A 15764-nucleotide genomic window follows, 5' to 3' on the forward strand; every position below is an offset into this window, starting at 1 on the left:
CGATCCGGGGTCAGCCGCGGCTGATCCAGACAAGGATCAGCAGGATGATCGGCACCGAGATCACGGCGGGCATGTAAAGCCCCAGAACCCCCCATTTCAGGATCGCGAGCGCCCAGAGCGCCATGGCCGCCAGAACGACGACCCAGATCCCCGCCTCGGTCCAGATGCTGGTCTTTTCCTCGTGACCGTCCGCCATATTCGTCCCCGTGAATGTTTCCCGCCACGGATCCTAGGATGCCTCGGCTGATGTGGCAAGTCTTTGCATACGAGTGCATGCAGATACTGCCGCGGAAGGGCCGCCCCGGCGAGACAGACCTTCGCATCGAAGACGCCGACCTATCCCCGATCGAGCCTGGCGAGAAAGGCCGTCAGATCGTCGGTATGGTGGTGAATATGGGGGGCCGGTTCCGGCATGGGGGCGACATGGACCGTACGCATGCCCATGGCGTGGGGCTCGGCCAGGTTGCGCGCGTCATCCTCGAACATCGCGGCCTCGACCGGCAGGATGCCGCCCTGGGCGAGGACCGCCTCGAAGGCGGCACGACGCGGTTTCGGCTGGAAACCGGCATGTTCCACCCCGAAGACCGCATCGAACACGCCCGTGAGCCCGCGCGCCGCGAGAACCCGTTCGGCATAGGGGGCGCTGGCATTGGTGTGCACGATTCGCCTGCCGGGAAGGGCGGCGATGCGGGCGCGCAGGTCGGGGTCGGGTGTCAGCGCGTCGAACAAGATGTCGTGGACGGCGACCAGATAGGGGCCGGGCTCGATGCCGTGGCGTTCCATCAGCCCCGCCAGCGTGGTGCCGTATTCCGCCCAGTAGAGCTTGCGCAAACGGTCGGCCTCGGCCCGGTCGACGCCGAGCAGGTCCATCACGAAACCGGCCATCCGCTGTTCGATCTGGTCGAACAGGCGCATCCCCGGCGGGTAGAGCGTGTTGTCCAGATCGAAGACCCAGCCCCGGACATGCGAGAAATCATCGGCCACCATGCGCCCTGCCTAACCGACTGCGGCAACGGGAACAATCACGAAGCCTTGAACTCTCATGCGGTCATACATTATTGTGGACCATCGTATGCAGGAGCCCCCGCAGATGAAGGACGTCCGCCCCGCACACAAGGATGCGTATGAGTTGATCCTGGAGGCGATCGATGTGGGCATCTACGGTCCCGGTGACCGCCTTGTCGAAAGCGAACTGGCCGAACGCTTTGGTGTGTCGCGCACCCCGATCCGCGAGGCCTTGCAGCGACTGGAAACCCAGTCCCTGCTCGCCCGGGACGGGCGCAGCCTGATCGTGGCCTCGCTGAGCCACGACCAGATGGCCGAGCTTTACGTCGTGCGGGCCGAGCTGGAGGGGCTGGCCGCGCGCCTTGCCGCGCGCCATGCCACGGCCGAAGAGGTCCGCGTGCTGCGCGCCATGGTCGAGGAGGATCGCCGGTTGATGCGCGACCTGTCGGCCATGGCCCGGGCGAACCGGCGGTTCCACAAGCAGATCCACCTGGCCTCGCATAACCGCTATCTGGTGCAGCAGCTTGACCTGGTGCATCGGACCATGGCGCTGATGGCGACGACCTCTCTGGCGATCCAGGGGCGGGGGGAGGATGCGATGGCCGAGCATGACGCCATCGTGTCCGCGATCGAGGCGGGCGATGGCGAGGCGGCCTCGGCGGCGCTCAAGGCTCACATCTCGCTGGCCTTCGAGACGCGCCTGCGCCACGACGCAGAGGCCCTGATGGCCCAGGGCTGAACCGCGTCGGCGGTCTGCCCGGCGCCTTGCCTGACATCTACGGCACCCGCCCGCGCAATCGCGGCGCGCACATGGGCGCGGGCCGAGGCGGTCTGGCCGCGGTCGGGTCCGTCCAGCCCGTGCCGCGTCTTGTCCCAGAAGAAGGGCCGCGCCGCCATTTCCCAGACCGCCTTGTAGGAGGCGATGGCCGCCAGCGGGAAATACAGGTGCAGCGTCGGCAGCCAGGGGATCAGCCCGCGCTTGCCCGCCCGCGAAAGCCCCATCGCCCCCACCCCCAGCGTGACCAGCTCCGCAGCGATGAACAGCGCGAAGAGCACGACGAATCCGCCCGCCGGAACCGCCTGTGCCAGCGGGTGCGTGATCCCCAGCGGCAACAGCCAGAACGACCAGATCAGCGGCATCATCGCGAACTGGGTCAGCGTGCCCAGGAACAGCACCTGCATGCCGAAAAAGCCCAGCGGGCCGAACTGGCGCAGCAAGAGGTCGGGGCGGCGCATATGGGTGGCCCAGGTCATTGCGTAGCCTTTTAGCCAGCGCGAGCGTTGCCGCACCCAGGGCCAGGCCCGGCAATTGGCTTCCTCCTCGGTGACGCTGTCGAGAAACTCGGTACGATAACCGTGCCGGGCAAGGCGCAGGCCCAGATCGGCATCCTCGGTCACGTTATGGGCGTCCCAGCCGCCCAGATCCTCCAGCACGCGACGGCGGAAGAACAGCGTCGTGCCGCCCAGCGGCACCGGCATGCCCAGCCGCGCGAGCCCCGGCAGCACCACCCGGAACCAGGCGGCGTATTCGATGGAAAAGCAGCGCGCCAGCCAGTTGGCGCGCGGGTTGTAGAAGTCCAGGACTCCCTGCACGACCGCGACATCGGGGCCGCAGCTGTGGAAATGCGCGACCACCTTGCGCAACTGGTCGGGGGCGGGGGCGTCCTCGGCGTCATAGATGCCGACGATCGAGCCGCGGCAGAAATCGAGCGCGTAGTTCAGCGCGCGCGGCTTGGTCTTGAGCGCGCCCTCGGGGACCGTCACCCGCCGCATCCAGGGCGGCAGGGGCGTGGCGTCGAGCATCGCGCGGGTGTCGTCATCGCCCGCCTCGGTCACCAGGCAGATGTCCAGAAGCGCGCGCGGATAGTCGAGCCGCGACAGTCGCGCGATCAGGCACGGCGCGATGGCGGATTCGCGGAACAGCGGCACGAGGATCGAGATCCGCGGCAGTCGCGCGATGATCGGGGCGGCCTGGGGCGGCGCGCCACGGTCCCGGATCATGGCGCGCGCCTGGGAAAGCGCCGCGGCCGCCTTGAGAAGACTGCCGGCCAGCATCCAGCCCAGCGCCCAGAGCGTGAGCACGCCCAGCACCGTCAGCGGGGCCAGCGCCGCCAGCAGCGCAAGCGCGGCCAGGGCGATCAGAACACCGGCGCGGGGACCGGCGCGCAGCCAGGCCCGGCAGCTTTCCTGCTCGGGCACGCGGGTTTCGGCGGCGCGGGCCAGCACTTCGGACCGGCAGGAGGCCAGCGCCTGCTGCAACTCGTCCTCGCGGCAGATGACCATGATCGCGGGGGTCAGGTCGGCGGGGAGCGTCGGGGCAAGCTGCTCGAACCGGTCGGGGTGCGCGGTCGCGATCAGCGTGGCGCCCGCGAATCGGCGCCAGGGCAGGAGACCCTTTTTCAGGCAGGTCCGCGCGCCAAGGATGTCTATCAGCCTCGGATCGGGCGGGTAGGCGGCGAAATCGGCGCGACCCGTGCCGAACTGGCGGCACAGCGCCTCGGCCACGGCGTCGGCGGTGGCGTCGCCCTCGGCAATCAGAAGTTCGCCCAGCCGCACCTCCATCCGCGCGTGATCGGCCAGCGCGCGCTCGAGCGCCTCGGGGGTGACGGCCCCGGCGAAGAGCAATTGCTCGCCCAGGCGAAGGGCGCTGCGATGCGGCTGGGGGGCGAACTCGGCGGTCGCGGCGGGGTGCTGCCGGGCCGCGGCCAGGGAAATCACCGGCGGCATGGAAAGGGCCTCTCGAACAAGACCCCGATTCAATCGCCCGTTAAGGTTAATGAAGGGTAAAGGCCAACCCGGCCCGGGCGGATGGCGGCGATGCGGGCGGGGTGCATCGCCGTGCGCCGGTGGCAGGGTGGTGCGACCCGGGCCGCCGGATCAGACTTCCTCGATCCGGATCGCGACCGGATCGCCCACCATGACACCGGTTCCGGCAAAGCCCTTGCGCGCGTGATCCAGCGCATCGCGGGTGGTCTTGTGGGTCACGATCAGCACCGGCGCGGTGGTCGTGGCGTGGCCATACTGCCGCATCCGGTCGATCGAGACGCCCGCCTCGCCCAGCGCCGCGGCCACCCTGGCCAGTGCGCCGGGCTTGTCCTCGAGCTCCATCCGCAGGTAGTAGGGCGCCGCGGCCGAGGCGCGCGCCGCGCGCGCCTGTTCAAGGCCCGCGGCGGGCTGGCCGAAGGTCGGCACGCGGAAGCCGCGGCCAATGTCGATGACGTCGGCCATCACCGCGCTGGCCGTCGGCCCCTGACCGGCACCGGCGCCGCGCAGCACGATCTGGCCCACCGCGTCGCCTTCCAGCACGACCATGTTGGTCGCCCCCTCAAGCTGGCCCAGCGGCGAGCTTGCGGGCACCAGGCAGGGCGACATCCGCTGTTCCAGCCCGCGGCCGGTGATCTGGGCCACGCCCAGCAGCTTGATCCGGAAGCCCATGTCGGCGGCATGGCGGATATCGTCGATCGAGATCCGCTCGATCCCCTCCAGCTCCATCGCGGGGAAATCGACCTTTGTGCCGAAGGCGATGGCGGCCAGAAGCGACAGCTTGTGACCGGCGTCGATCCCGCCCACATCCAGCGTCGGATCGGCCTCGAGATAGCCCAGCGCGCGGGCCTCCTCGAAGACGGTTTCATAGGGCAGGCCCTCGGCTTCCATCCGGGTCAGGATGTAGTTGCAGGTGCCGTTCATCACGCCCATGACGCGGGTGATCCGGTTGCCTGCCAGCCCCTCGGTCAGGGCCTTGACCACGGGGATCCCGCCCGCGACCGCCGCCTCGAAGCGGATCACCCGGCCCGCTTCCTCGGCCGCCTCGGCCAGCGCCTGGCCATGAACGGCCAGCATCGCCTTGTTGGCGGTCACCACGTCCTTGCCTGCGGCGATCGCCGCCTCGGTCGCGGCCTTGGCGGGGCCGTCCGAGCCGCCCATGAGTTCCACGAAGATGTCCACGTCCTCGCGCCGGGCCAGCAGGACGGGGTCATCCTCCCAGGCGAAGGCGGACAGGTCCACGCCCCGGTCGCGGTCGCGGGTGCGGGCCGAGACCGCCGAGACCGTGACCGGCCGCCCGACGCGCTGGGCGATCAGGTTCGCGCGGGTCTGGACGATCTTGACGACACCGGCGCCGACGGTGCCGAGCCCGGCGATGCCGAGGCGCAGGGGGGTGGTCATGGGGCGTGCTCCCGGTTGGGCTGGTGCCGAGGGTTCGCGGGGGTGTTAGCGCGAAGGCGCGGGTCTTGCAACGCGGCCCGGGGCTCAGAGGTCGCGGGCGCGCAGGGCGGCGGCCGTGGCGCGCAGCGCGGCGGCGCGCGCCTCGAGCGCCTCGGTGTCCTGTTCGGTGGCGCCGGGCTGGGCGGCGCGGGCGAGGATCGGCTCGACCGGCACGAGCCTTGGATAGGCGCCGGTTGCGGGCGTGGGGCCGGGCGGTGGCGCACAGCCCGCCAGCGCCGCGACCAGCGCCGCCCCCGCCATTGTCCCCGCGATGCGTCCCGTCATCCCGCCGCCCTCTTGCTGCGGGCCGACCATATCCCCGCATTCCGCCCCGCGGCAAGCCGCGCCGCCCGCGCACTCGCGCAGGGATTGAAATGAACGGCTGTTCAGATAACACTGGCCCCATGGCCCGCACCTCCGGCTCCCATTCCGAGATCACCGGCCCGCGGCTGCGCGAGGCCGCGCAGCGACTGTTCGCGCGCCACGGCTATGCCTCGGTCACGATGCGCCAGATCGCGGCCGAGGTGGGGGTGCAGGTCGGTGCGCTTTACAACTACATCCCCGACAAGCAGGGGCTGCTGGCCGACCTGATGCGCGCCCATCTCGAGGAATTGCTGGCCGCCTGGGCGGCAGAACCGAGGGGCGAGGGACCGCTGGGCGCGCTGGAGGCGTTCACGCGGTTCCATATCCGGTTCCACCTGGAACGGCCCGACGCGGTGTTCATCGCCTATATGGAACTGCGCAACCTCGCGCCCGAGAATTTCGCCGGGATCGAGGCGCTCAGGAAACGCTATGAGACCGAATTGGAGGATATCCTGCGGGCGGGGCAGGCGGCGGGGGTGTTCGACCTGCCCGATACCAAGCTGGCGACGCTGGCGGTGATCGCCATGCTGACCGGCGTGACGACATGGTATCGCGATGCCGGGCGGCTCAGCCGCGAGCGGGTCGCGGGGCTTTACTGGGACATGGTGCGCAAGGCGGTCGCCGCCTGACGGCGGGGTGGACGGCGCCGGGAAAGAACGACGCCCGGCGAAGCGATTCGCCGGGCGCGGGAAACGGCCATGGGGCGCGTTCTTACTTCTGCACTTCGCCGGTCATGATGCCGCGCAGGAACTTGCTGAAGCCGCCATCGCCCGTGCTGGTGCTGGCGCCGCCCTGGGCGGTGTTCAACTGGGTGTCGAACATGGTCGCCTTGTCGCTGAGCAGCGGCCAGCCCATCTTGCTGGAGAAGATGGTGGGATTGTCGGTCATCAGCTCGACATTGCCCTCGCCACGCCCGCCGATCAGCGGCCAATTCATCTTCGAAGAGAACGGGGTCGGATCGGCCGTCGACAGCTCGACATTCGACTTGCGGTCGCTCAGCAGCGGCCAGTTCATCTTGGACGAGAGCGGGGTCGCGTCGTCGGAGAGCTGCGAGGGCATTTGCATCTTGTCAGTCATGGTCCACCTACGTTGATCCTGTCCACCAAAACGAATTGGCTTCTGCATCAGGATGCCTCGTTATGCGCTGCGGGCAAGGTGCCTTTTCGCCGCGTCTCGGGTTCCGCGGCCTGATCGCACCCGATTTGCCCGCCGCCGGTGCAGTCTAGGCGAATGTTCGCCCGAATCCGAGCCGCGGATTTGCCTTGGCCCTGCCCGCGGCCCCGGCTAGACGATGCCCTGCGATCCACCAAGGGGAGGCGGCAAGGGCCGATGAGTGACGAACTCGCCGTTTTGCATGTGTCCGCACCGCGCCGGATCTTTGCGCTGGGCGTCCTGATGATGCTGGCCTTGCTGCTCCTGCTGGTGGCGCTGGTGCAGCCGCCGGACGATTTGCTCTGGCGCGGTTTCCTGGCGGTGCTGGGCCTTGCAACCCTGGTGCTGGGTGAGGCAATGCGCCGCGCCACGACATGCGCGCTGCGGCTGACCCGTGCCGGTCTGGTCGACAGCGCCGGCCGCGAACTGGCCCGGATGGACGAGATCCTGCGCGTCGAGCGCGGGGCATTCGCGCTCAAGCCATCGAACGGGTTCACCGTCCTGCTGAAGTCGGGCAGGCCGCTTGCCTGGGTGCCGGGGGTCTGGTGGCGGATCGGACGACGGATCGGTGTGGGCGGGGTCACCTCGGCCTTCGAGGCCCGGGCGATGGCCGATATCCTCGCGACGGTCCTGATCGAGCGTGACCGCGCGGAGGCGCCGCAGGAGACGGACGGGCGCTAGGTCCGCGCGCGGTCTTCCGGCCGCCCTGTGACGCGCGGGGTGGCGCGCGGTCTTTCCGGCCTTGGCGATCCGGTCCCGGGCGTCCTAGCTGTTTTCCCACTCCAGCTTGGGCACGAAGCGCGGCCGGGTGACGACGAAGCTTTCCATCTGGGTGTCGCCGACCCCGAACCAGATCGGCGAGACCGGCGACCGGTAGAGCACCTGGGTTTCGACCAGGATAACGCGATCATGCGCGGGCAACAGCGGTATGCTGGCCTCGAAGATCGTGTTCAGATCGGTCTTGGTCATCGGGGTCAGGCCATTGGTGCCGTAGGACCAGTCGATATCGAGTTCGCGGCCCGTGTCGTCCTTGTCGCACTTGTCGGTGCAGGTGATCACCGTCACGCGCAGACGTCCCAGGGGGTCGGCCGTGTTGGTGACATAGTTGAAGATGCCGTCCAGCCCCTCGATATAGGCGGGGGTGACCGGGCCCTCCATTTCGCGGCTCAGCAGGTCCGAGACGGTGTAGGCCCCCTTGAGGCCGATCGTCTTCATGTGGAAGCCGTAGAAATAGGTGATGATGCCGAGCAGCACCCACAGAAACAGGGGCAGCATCAGCAGCAATTCGATCACCATGTTGCCGCTGGTGTCGCGGGCGAAGCGGCGGAACGGGGCGAGCAGGGCGCGCGGCATCTCTCAGACCCCCGCGCCGGGTTCGTTGACGAAGGCCGAGGTGGCCACCAGCGCATAGCCGTCGCCCGAGGCCTTGTGCAGCCTCAGCCCGAGTCCGACCCCCGGGAAGAAAGGGTCCACGACGACGCAGGCGCGCACCATCATCAGGCTGTTCTGCGGGCCTTGGGTGAAATTGGTGACGGGCTGGATCGGGGCGCGGCGGTCGACGCAGGTCGCCACGGCGTCCGGCAGGGTCCAGGTGGTTTTCGACACGGGGGTCATCTCGATCCGGACCACGTTCTTGCAGTCGGGAAAGAGATTGGCCTGACTGCAGACGATCTCCTTGAAGCGGTCGTGATCGAGGCCGGGATGCTTGCCCAGCCGCACCTCGCGCATCGAGACGTCGAGCGCGTGTTCCAGCAGCAGCTGGCGGGTCATCAGGATCGACGCCTCGAGCCCCATCAGGAACATCATCATCACGATCGGCAGGGCGAGGACCACCTCGATGCTGGCGGTCCCCTCCTCCCGGCGCAGCGCGCGCGCGATTCGGGGCAGGAGGCCCGGACATGCCCTCATTCGGTCAGCCTCAGCTGGTTCAGCGACGAGGCGATGGCGCCGAACGTGTCGGACAGGTTCAGCCCGTCGGCCAGGAAGAAATGGTTGATTGTCGTCGCGCATTTGCCCAGCAGTTCCTCCTCGCCGCTGTCGCCTGCGATTTCGAAACCGATGGTGTAGACGAGGATGTCCCTGGCCTTGGCAGCGTTGCAGATGTCCAGCAGTCGCGCGTCCTTGGTCGCCGTGCCATGCGAGAGCACCGGGTTCTCGAGCCAGCTGAACCGGCCGAACCACTGGGTGGTGAAGGTCGACCACACCTCCGGATAACCGAGCTGACGCGGCGTGCCGTCCGGCGGCCCGGTCTCGGTGCAGACCCATTCCTGGCGCGATTTCAGCCGCCACCACCGGTCATAGTAGTAAACGGTCTGGTATCCACAGGTTTGTTGCGGTTCGCCGATATAGACGTTGTCGAACCAGTCCGACTTGTAATCGCTGCCGTTCTTGTTGACCCAGCGATACTGGTCGCGACCGGCATTGTAGACCGAATAGACCGGATCGCCCGGCGTGCCGTCCGCCTTGTCGTAGTGCCAGACCACCGACGGGCCGTCGCGATACTGGGTCTTGAGATAGTGTTGGGCGGTGTTTTGCCCATCGGTCATCAGGATGATGGCCTTGGCATTGTAGCTCTGGGCGTAATTGTAGGGCCGCCCGCGCAGGGCCGGATCGACCAGCATCTCGCTGGAGCCGGTCGCGACAGGCGTCGAGGTCAGGCTGTCCACGACCGAGCGGATCCCGGGATCGACCAGCGCGGCCCCCCATTTCATGCCCACGTCGATCGAGGTGTTGCCCTGGGCGATCAGCGCGTCGATCGCATCATATGCCTGAGTGTGGCTGTCGATCAGCGGTTTGATCCAGCGTTCGCTCTGGATGTTGCAGGACCAGCTGCCTGGCGTGCGGTCATAGCGCCCCCATGGGTCGAAATGGCCAGTGCGCACGAGCACGTCCTGGGGCGCGGGCGGCAGCCCCGAGAGCGGGTCGGAGACGTAATCGCCAAGGCTGACGCGGGTATAGTCGTCCGACGAGAAGTCGACGCAATGCGATGAGGCATGCTCGTTCGTGACGTTGAACAGCGACAGCAGGTGCGGGCCGGCATTGACCTGTTCGGAATAGGGCACGATCGAGATCGAGACCTTGCCATGCTCGACCTCGCAGGGCTTGTCCGATCCGCGGCTGGCATTCGGGTTGCATTGCATGTGGTAGGCGAAATCCTTGGCCGCCTCCTTGAGGTCGTGAATGCGCGAATTGCCCGAGGCCGCGGACCAGGCCATCGAGCCGGAGACGTCCAGAACCATCGAGATCTCGAGATCGCTGATCCCCTCTTCGGCGGTGCTGCTGGTGATGACCGGCATCTCGTTCATGCCGAGGAAGGACAGGAAGATCGGTCGCAGGGTCGCGCCCGCGGACACGCGCACCTTGCGGTAGGCGGCGGTGCCCGAGGACAGATCCTCCTCGACCTTGATGGGACCAAGATAGTCCTTGAGGCCCGCCTTCTCGAAATAATCCTCGACAACGGCCTTGGCGTCCTGGGTCTGGCTGAGGCTGGCGGCGGCCAGCACGGCGCGGTCCATCGTGTTCTGAAGCCGCGCGCGAGTATGCTCGTATCGCATGAAATCGATCGCCAGCCCCGCGGCCAGCATCATCGCAACGAGGATGAACAGCGAGAAGATGATCAGTCCCCCGGCCTCGTCCCGCCGGAAGCGGGCCATGGCCTCACGCCGTCCTCTGCGCATCGGGAAAAAGCGGGTGTTCGGGGCAATCGACATCTTAATCGTCCTCGGTCTCTGGGCCCGGCGGGCCAGTCGCGGCACGGAAATCGCGCCTGCATAATAAACCCGGGAGTTGCGGCGAAATTGGGGCGGAAGCTGTTGGGTTCACCCTGATTTCCGGCGGATTTCGTACAAGGTCGCGGCGCTTGGAGGGCAGTATCGGAATGCGCGAAACAATCGCACGGGCCACGGGGGATACACCGCCCGCCCGGAACCGGACGGCGCCGGGTGCGGGCGGAGGACGACGGCCATCGCAACGCCGCCCGGTCCCGGTTTCCGCCGGTCGCCCGAGCTGATTCGGCCGCCCTGGCCATGCGATGGTGCCGATGCGGACCATGGCCGGGCGCTCCCGCCCCCTTGCGCTGCCCTTGCGGGCCGCGCAAGGCGTTGGGCCCGGCGCGCCCGTTCCGGGCGCGTGGCGACTGGACAGGACCCGGCCCGCGCCCGATATTGTCGGGCATGAGCCTGCCCCCCGGATTCCTCGAAGAGCTTCGCGGCCGCGTCTCGCTGGCCGGGGTCGTGGGCCGCAAGGTCATGTGGGACCAGCGCAAGTCGAACCAGGGCAAGGGCGACCTGTGGGCCCCGTGCCCGTTCCACCAGGAAAAGACGGCCAGCTTCCACGTCGACGACCGCAAGGGATTCTATTACTGCTTCGGTTGCCATGCGAAGGGCGACGCGCTGTCCTTCGTGCAGGCGACCGAGAATGTCGGCTTCATGGAGGCGGTGGAGATCCTCGCGCGCGAGGCGGGGATGCAGATGCCTGCGCGCGATCCGCAGGCGCAGCAAAAGGCCGACCGGCGCACGCAACTGGCCGAGGTCATGGAGCAGGCGCTGCGCCATTACCGGATGCAGTTGCGCAGCGGCGCCGCGGCCGAGGCGCGGGCCTATCTCGACCGGCGCGGGCTGGGCGAGGCGGCGCGCGACCGCTGGGAGATCGGCTTTGCGCCCCCCGACTGGCGCGGATTATGGACGCATCTGCGCGGCCGGGGCGTGAGCGAGGACCTGATCCTGGGGGCGGGGCTTGTCCGCCGGTCGGACAAGGGCGGCGAGCCCTATGACGTGTTCCGCAACCGCATCCTGTTCCCGATCCGCGACGCGCGCGGGCGGGCGATTGCCTTTGGCGGCCGGGCGATGGATCCGGCGGATGGCGCGAAATACCTGAACTCGCCGCAGACCGACCTGTTCGACAAGGGGCTCAACCTTTACAACCACGGCCCCGCGCGCGAGGCGGCGGGCAAGGGCCAGACGCTGATCGTGGCCGAGGGCTACATGGACGTGATCGCGCTGGTCGAGGCGGGGTTCGCGGCGGCGGTCGCGCCCTTGGGCACCGCGATCACCGAGGCGCAATTGCGCCTGCTCTGGCGCATCCATCCCGAGCCGGTGATCGCACTCGATGGCGACAAGGCGGGGATCAATGCCGCGCGGCGGCTGATCGACCTGGCGCTGCCGCTGCTGGAGGCGGGCCACGCGCTGCGCTTTGCCCTGATGCCGCCGGGGCAGGACCCCGATGACGTGATCCGCAGCGGCGGGGCGGGGGCCATGGGCAAGCTGATCGAGGCCGCGCGCCCGATGGTGCAGCTGCTGTGGGAGCGCGAGACCGAGGGCAAGTCCTTTGACAGCCCCGAGCGCCGCGCCGCGCTGGACCGCGACCTGCGGCAGGCGCTGGTCCGGATCAAGGACCCCTCGCTGCGGCGCCATTACGGCGAGGAGATCAACCGCCTGCGCTGGAGCCTGTTCCGTCCCGCCCGCGGCCCCGCCCGCAAGGGCGAATGGAAGGGCCGCCCGGCCCCCGCCGCGCCGCGCTCCAGCACGCGCGGTTCCGCGCTTGTCGCCGCCCCCGCGCGGTTCGAGGAAGACCTGCGCGAGGCGGTGATCCTGGCGACGCTGATCGCGCATCCCGCGCTGATCCCCGAATTCGAGAGCGAACTGGAACGGCTGGATTGTGGTGCGGCCGAGCATGCGGGGCTTCTGGCCGCGCTGCTGGCCGAGGCCCATGCCGTCCCCCGCGCCGCCCCCGCCGCCTTTCGCGCCGCGATCGAGGCCCGTGTCGGCCGCGAGCCCCTTGAAAAGCTGTTTGCCCTCGGCCATGTCCGCATAGCCCCGCCGATCCGCGACCCCGGAGATGCCGCCAAGGCGGCTCTGTGCCTGGCCGAGGAACTGGCCAAGCTGTCGGCGACACGGGGCGCGGAACGGGAGATCGAGGAAGCGATGCACGATCTTCAGGGTCTGGCCGACGAGGGGCTGACCTGGCGCCTGGGCCAGGCGGCCGAGGCGCGCAACCGCGCGGGACGCAGGCAGAGCGAGGATCGCACCGATTACGAGATCGGCCCGAACGGCGCCCGGATCAGCCGCGACGAGAAGGACGCCTTCGCCGAATTGCTGGACCGAATCGACTACAGCCGGGGAAAGCGACGCATTCGGGGCGCAGTCGACCGGGAAACGTCAGCAACATCAGGGGAATCGGGTGGCCTTCCCGATGATTCGCGCTAATGAGTCGGGCTCAACGGCCCGAACGAATCAGCCTCCCCCGCAAGGAGCACTCCATGGCAGCAAAAGACGCCGACGACCGCAAGACCGACGAGCAGGATCCCGAGATCTCGCTCGACATGAGCCAGGCCCAGGTCAAGAGGATGATCGCCGACGCCAAGGAGCGCGGCTATATCACCTATGACCAGCTCAACCAGGTCCTGCCGCCCGAACAGGTGTCGTCGGAACAGATCGAGGACGTCATGTCGATGCTGTCCGAGATGGGCATCAACGTGATCGATTCCGACGAGGACGCCGAGGAGCCCGAGGAAGGCTCGACCGAAGTGGTCGAAACCTCGTCCTCGCGCGAGGTTGCCGTCGCCACCAGCCAGTCCGAAACGCTGGACCGCACCGACGACCCGGTGCGGATGTATCTGCGCGAGATGGGCTCGGTCGAATTGCTGAGCCGCGAGGGCGAGATCGCCATCGCCAAGCGGATCGAGGCCGGGCGCAACACGATGATCGCGGGGCTGTGCGAAAGCCCGCTGACCTTCCAGGCGATCACGATCTGGCGCGACGAGCTTCTGAACGAGGACATCCTGCTGCGCGACGTGATCGACCTTGACGCCACGTTCGGCCGGTCGGTCGAGGGCGACGAGGACGAGCCGGTTGTCGGGGGGCTGGATGTCGAGTCCGCGGCCAGCACCGGCGCGTCGGCCCGATCCGAGTCCGAGCCCGAACTGGACGCCGATGGCAACCCGATCCGGCGCGAGGACGAGGACGAGGACGACGAACAGGCCAACATGAGCCTGGCCGCCATGGAGGCCGCGCTCAAGCCGCGTGTGCTGGAAACGCTCGACCGGATCGCGCATGACTATGTCAAGCTGTCCCAGATCCAGGACAAGCGCATTCAGGCCACGCTGAACAAGGCGCTGCAATTCTCGCCGCGTGACGAGGCCGAATACCAGAAGCTGCGCGCCGAGATCGTCGTGCTGGTGAACGAGTTGCACCTGCACAACAACCGGATCGAGGCGCTGATCGACCAGCTTTACGGCATCAACCGCAAGATCATGCAGATCGACAGCGCCATGGTGAAGCTGGCCGACGAGGCCCGCATCAACCGGCGCGAATTCATCGAGGAATATCGCGGCCACGAGCTTGATCCGCACTGGATGGAGCGGATGGGCGACAAGGCGGGCCGCGGCTGGCAGGCTTTCGCCGAACGCTCGGGCCCGAAAGTGGCGGACCTGCGCGCCGAGATGGCGCAGGTCGGTCAATATGTCGGCGTCGACATCCAGGAATTCCGCCGCATCGTCAACCAGGTGCAGAAGGGCGAAAAGGAAGCCCGGCAGGCCAAGAAGGAAATGGTCGAGGCGAACCTGCGGCTGGTGATTTCCATCGCCAAGAAATACACCAATCGCGGGCTGCAATTCCTGGATCTCATCCAGGAAGGCAATATCGGGTTGATGAAGGCGGTGGACAAGTTCGAATACCGCCGCGGCTACAAGTTCTCGACCTACGCGACCTGGTGGATCCGCCAGGCGATCACCCGCTCGATCGCCGACCAGGCGCGCACGATCCGCATTCCCGTCCACATGATCGAGACGATCAACAAGCTGGTGCGCACCGGCCGCCAGATGCTGCACGAGATCGGCCGCGAACCGACGCCCGAGGAACTGGCCGAAAAGCTCCAGATGCCGCTGGAAAAGGTCCGCAAGGTGATGAAGATCGCCAAGGAACCGATTTCGCTGGAAACCCCCATCGGCGACGAGGAGGACAGCCAGCTTGGCGATTTCATCGAGGACAAGAACGCGGTCCTGCCGCTGGACAGCGCCATTCAGGAGAACCTGAAGGAAACCACGACCCGGGTTCTGGCCTCGCTGACCCCGCGCGAGGAACGCGTGCTGCGCATGCGCTTCGGCATCGGCATGAACACCGACCACACGCTGGAGGAAGTCGGCCAGCAATTCAGCGTCACCCGTGAACGCATCCGCCAGATCGAGGCGAAGGCCTTGCGCAAGCTCAAGCATCCGAGCCGGTCGCGGAAGCTACGGAGTTTCCTGGATCAGTGAGGGTCGATCTGACCACAGGAGCTGCCATACGTGGGAGCCAGAAGTGGCTTCAGATCTTTGTCGATGCTACACCGGAGAACGTGCAGCCCGCCGATCTTGCGACTTTGGAGTGGCGCTCACCGTTGCGGCGCGACTCGTTCCGAGAATATCAAGACGGCGCGTTTCTCGACGTCTTGGGACGATCCGACTTGCGCGATGCGCTCGCGGCATTCTGGCCCCGTGGAGGTCCTGTCTGGGACGGCCTGGCGCTTGCCGATGGCGCTCCGGTTTTGGTCGAGGCGAAGGCCCATATCGGTGAATTCCTGACGACGCCCTGCTCGGCGAAGTCCAGACTTTCTCGCAACAGGATACGTGACGCTCTTAACGCTTGTCGATCCGCTTTGAGGGCAGATGACCGTTCGGACTGGATGCGAACCTACTACCAATATGCGAACCGTCTGGCCCATCTATGGTGGCTGCACGAGCGAGGCGTGCGCGCCAATCTGCTCTTTCTCCATTTCATCGGAGACACGGAAATGCAGGGTCCTCGATGTCAGGAAACCTGGAAGGCCGCGCAACGCTCTGCGGACTATGCGCTGGGCTTGCCAACCCGACATCCGCTAACGAATTTCGTCCATCACGTATATCCCGACGTCCGCATGCTGCGAACGTCTATAGAATAGCTGTCCCATCCCGGACGATCACATAGACCCTCGCCGCTCTGCGCTCTTCATGGCAAGATCGTTGCTGGGTGAGGTTCGGGACGCGGGGCGAGGATGCTGATTTCTCTTCACAAGCAGGCGACGACAAC

15 protein-coding genes are annotated in these 15764 nt (G+C 67.4%); 6 read left to right on the forward strand and 9 right to left on the reverse strand.

Annotated elements, in window-relative coordinates; all coding sequences use genetic code 11:
- Positions 1–10: 10 nt before the first annotated feature.
- Positions 11–196 (reverse strand): hypothetical protein, encoded by a 186-nt coding sequence (locus NHN26_RS13515; protein ID WP_253089934.1) that lies wholly within the window; start codon positions 194–196, stop codon positions 11–13.
- A 140-nt stretch (positions 197–336) separates the two neighbouring features.
- Positions 337–987, reverse strand: coding sequence for a pyrimidine 5'-nucleotidase (locus NHN26_RS13520; RefSeq protein WP_253089935.1), 651 nt, complete (start codon positions 985–987; stop codon positions 337–339).
- Between the two features lie 103 nt (positions 988–1090).
- Between NHN26_RS13520 and NHN26_RS13525 the strand changes: the two genes are divergently transcribed.
- Positions 1091–1744 carry a GntR family transcriptional regulator gene (locus NHN26_RS13525; RefSeq protein ID WP_253089936.1) on the forward strand — a complete coding sequence of 218 codons (654 nt, stop codon included), beginning with the start codon at positions 1091–1093 and terminating at the stop codon, positions 1742–1744.
- On the opposite strand, the gene NHN26_RS13530 is transcribed toward NHN26_RS13525, so the two are convergent.
- The 3 genes from NHN26_RS13530 to NHN26_RS13540 all read right to left on the reverse strand — a co-directional run bounded on the left by NHN26_RS13530 (position 1678) and on the right by NHN26_RS13540 (position 5493).
- Positions 1678–3732 (reverse strand): glycosyltransferase family 2 protein, encoded by a 2055-nt coding sequence (locus NHN26_RS13530; RefSeq protein ID WP_253089937.1) that lies wholly within the window; start codon positions 3730–3732, stop codon positions 1678–1680. The genes NHN26_RS13525 and NHN26_RS13530 overlap by 67 nt on opposite strands.
- Positions 3733–3882: 150 nt before the next feature.
- Positions 3883–5169, reverse strand: coding sequence for a homoserine dehydrogenase (locus NHN26_RS13535; protein ID WP_253089938.1), 1287 nt, complete (start codon positions 5167–5169; stop codon positions 3883–3885).
- Between the two features lie 84 nt (positions 5170–5253).
- A complete protein-coding gene (locus tag NHN26_RS13540; RefSeq protein ID WP_253089939.1) occupies positions 5254–5493 on the reverse strand; it encodes a hypothetical protein in 240 nt (79 codons plus the stop codon).
- Between the two features lie 119 nt (positions 5494–5612).
- Here NHN26_RS13540 and NHN26_RS13545 point away from each other — a divergent pair, with 119 nt between their 5' ends.
- Positions 5613–6200: a TetR/AcrR family transcriptional regulator gene (locus tag NHN26_RS13545; RefSeq protein WP_132693099.1), complete on the forward strand. Its 588-nt coding sequence runs from the start codon at positions 5613–5615 to the stop codon at positions 6198–6200.
- 82 nt (positions 6201–6282) lie between these two features.
- Here NHN26_RS13545 and NHN26_RS13550 read toward each other — a convergent pair whose 3' ends face one another.
- Positions 6283–6648: a hypothetical protein gene (locus NHN26_RS13550; protein ID WP_253089940.1), complete on the reverse strand. Its 366-nt coding sequence runs from the start codon at positions 6646–6648 to the stop codon at positions 6283–6285.
- Positions 6649–6900: 252 nt separating this feature from the next.
- Here NHN26_RS13550 and NHN26_RS13555 point away from each other — a divergent pair, with 252 nt between their 5' ends.
- Positions 6901–7404, forward strand: a complete 504-nt coding sequence (locus NHN26_RS13555; protein WP_253089941.1) for a hypothetical protein — start codon at positions 6901–6903, stop codon at positions 7402–7404.
- Positions 7405–7488: 84 nt separating this feature from the next.
- Here the strand turns inward: NHN26_RS13555 and NHN26_RS13560 are convergent, their stop codons facing one another.
- From NHN26_RS13560 to NHN26_RS13570, 3 genes are read right to left on the reverse strand one after another with little or no spacing between them, the layout of a single operon-like run.
- Complete coding sequence (locus tag NHN26_RS13560) at positions 7489–8076, reverse strand: TadE/TadG family type IV pilus assembly protein (RefSeq protein ID WP_253089942.1); 588 nt, start codon at positions 8074–8076, stop codon at positions 7489–7491.
- Between the two features lie 3 nt (positions 8077–8079).
- Complete coding sequence (locus NHN26_RS13565) at positions 8080–8631, reverse strand: TadE/TadG family type IV pilus assembly protein (protein WP_253089943.1); 552 nt, start codon at positions 8629–8631, stop codon at positions 8080–8082.
- Positions 8628–10376 (reverse strand): TadE/TadG family type IV pilus assembly protein, encoded by a 1749-nt coding sequence (locus tag NHN26_RS13570; RefSeq protein ID WP_253089944.1) that lies wholly within the window; start codon positions 10374–10376, stop codon positions 8628–8630. The genes NHN26_RS13565 and NHN26_RS13570 overlap by 4 nt, the downstream gene beginning before the upstream one ends.
- A 519-nt stretch (positions 10377–10895) precedes the next feature.
- Between NHN26_RS13570 and dnaG the strand changes: the two genes are divergently transcribed.
- From dnaG to NHN26_RS13585, 3 genes are read left to right on the forward strand one after another with little or no spacing between them, the layout of a single operon-like run.
- Positions 10896–12926 carry a DNA primase gene (gene dnaG / locus NHN26_RS13575; RefSeq protein WP_253089945.1) on the forward strand — a complete coding sequence of 677 codons (2031 nt, stop codon included), beginning with the start codon at positions 10896–10898 and terminating at the stop codon, positions 12924–12926.
- Between the two features lie 53 nt (positions 12927–12979).
- The gene (gene rpoD, locus NHN26_RS13580; RefSeq protein WP_253089946.1) at positions 12980–14974 is read left to right on the forward strand and encodes an RNA polymerase sigma factor RpoD; all 1995 of its coding nucleotides are present in this window, start codon (positions 12980–12982) and stop codon (positions 14972–14974) included.
- On the forward strand, positions 14971–15636 hold the full coding sequence (locus NHN26_RS13585) for a hypothetical protein (RefSeq protein ID WP_253089947.1): 666 nt from the start codon (positions 14971–14973) through the stop codon (positions 15634–15636). Before rpoD ends, NHN26_RS13585 begins: the two co-directional genes overlap by 4 nt.
- Positions 15637–15764: the final 128 nt, after the last annotated feature.

Origin of the sequence: Rhodovulum tesquicola (assembly GCF_024128855.1) — a bacterium.
GTDB classification, from domain to species: Bacteria; Pseudomonadota; Alphaproteobacteria; order Rhodobacterales; family Rhodobacteraceae; genus Rhodovulum; species Rhodovulum tesquicola.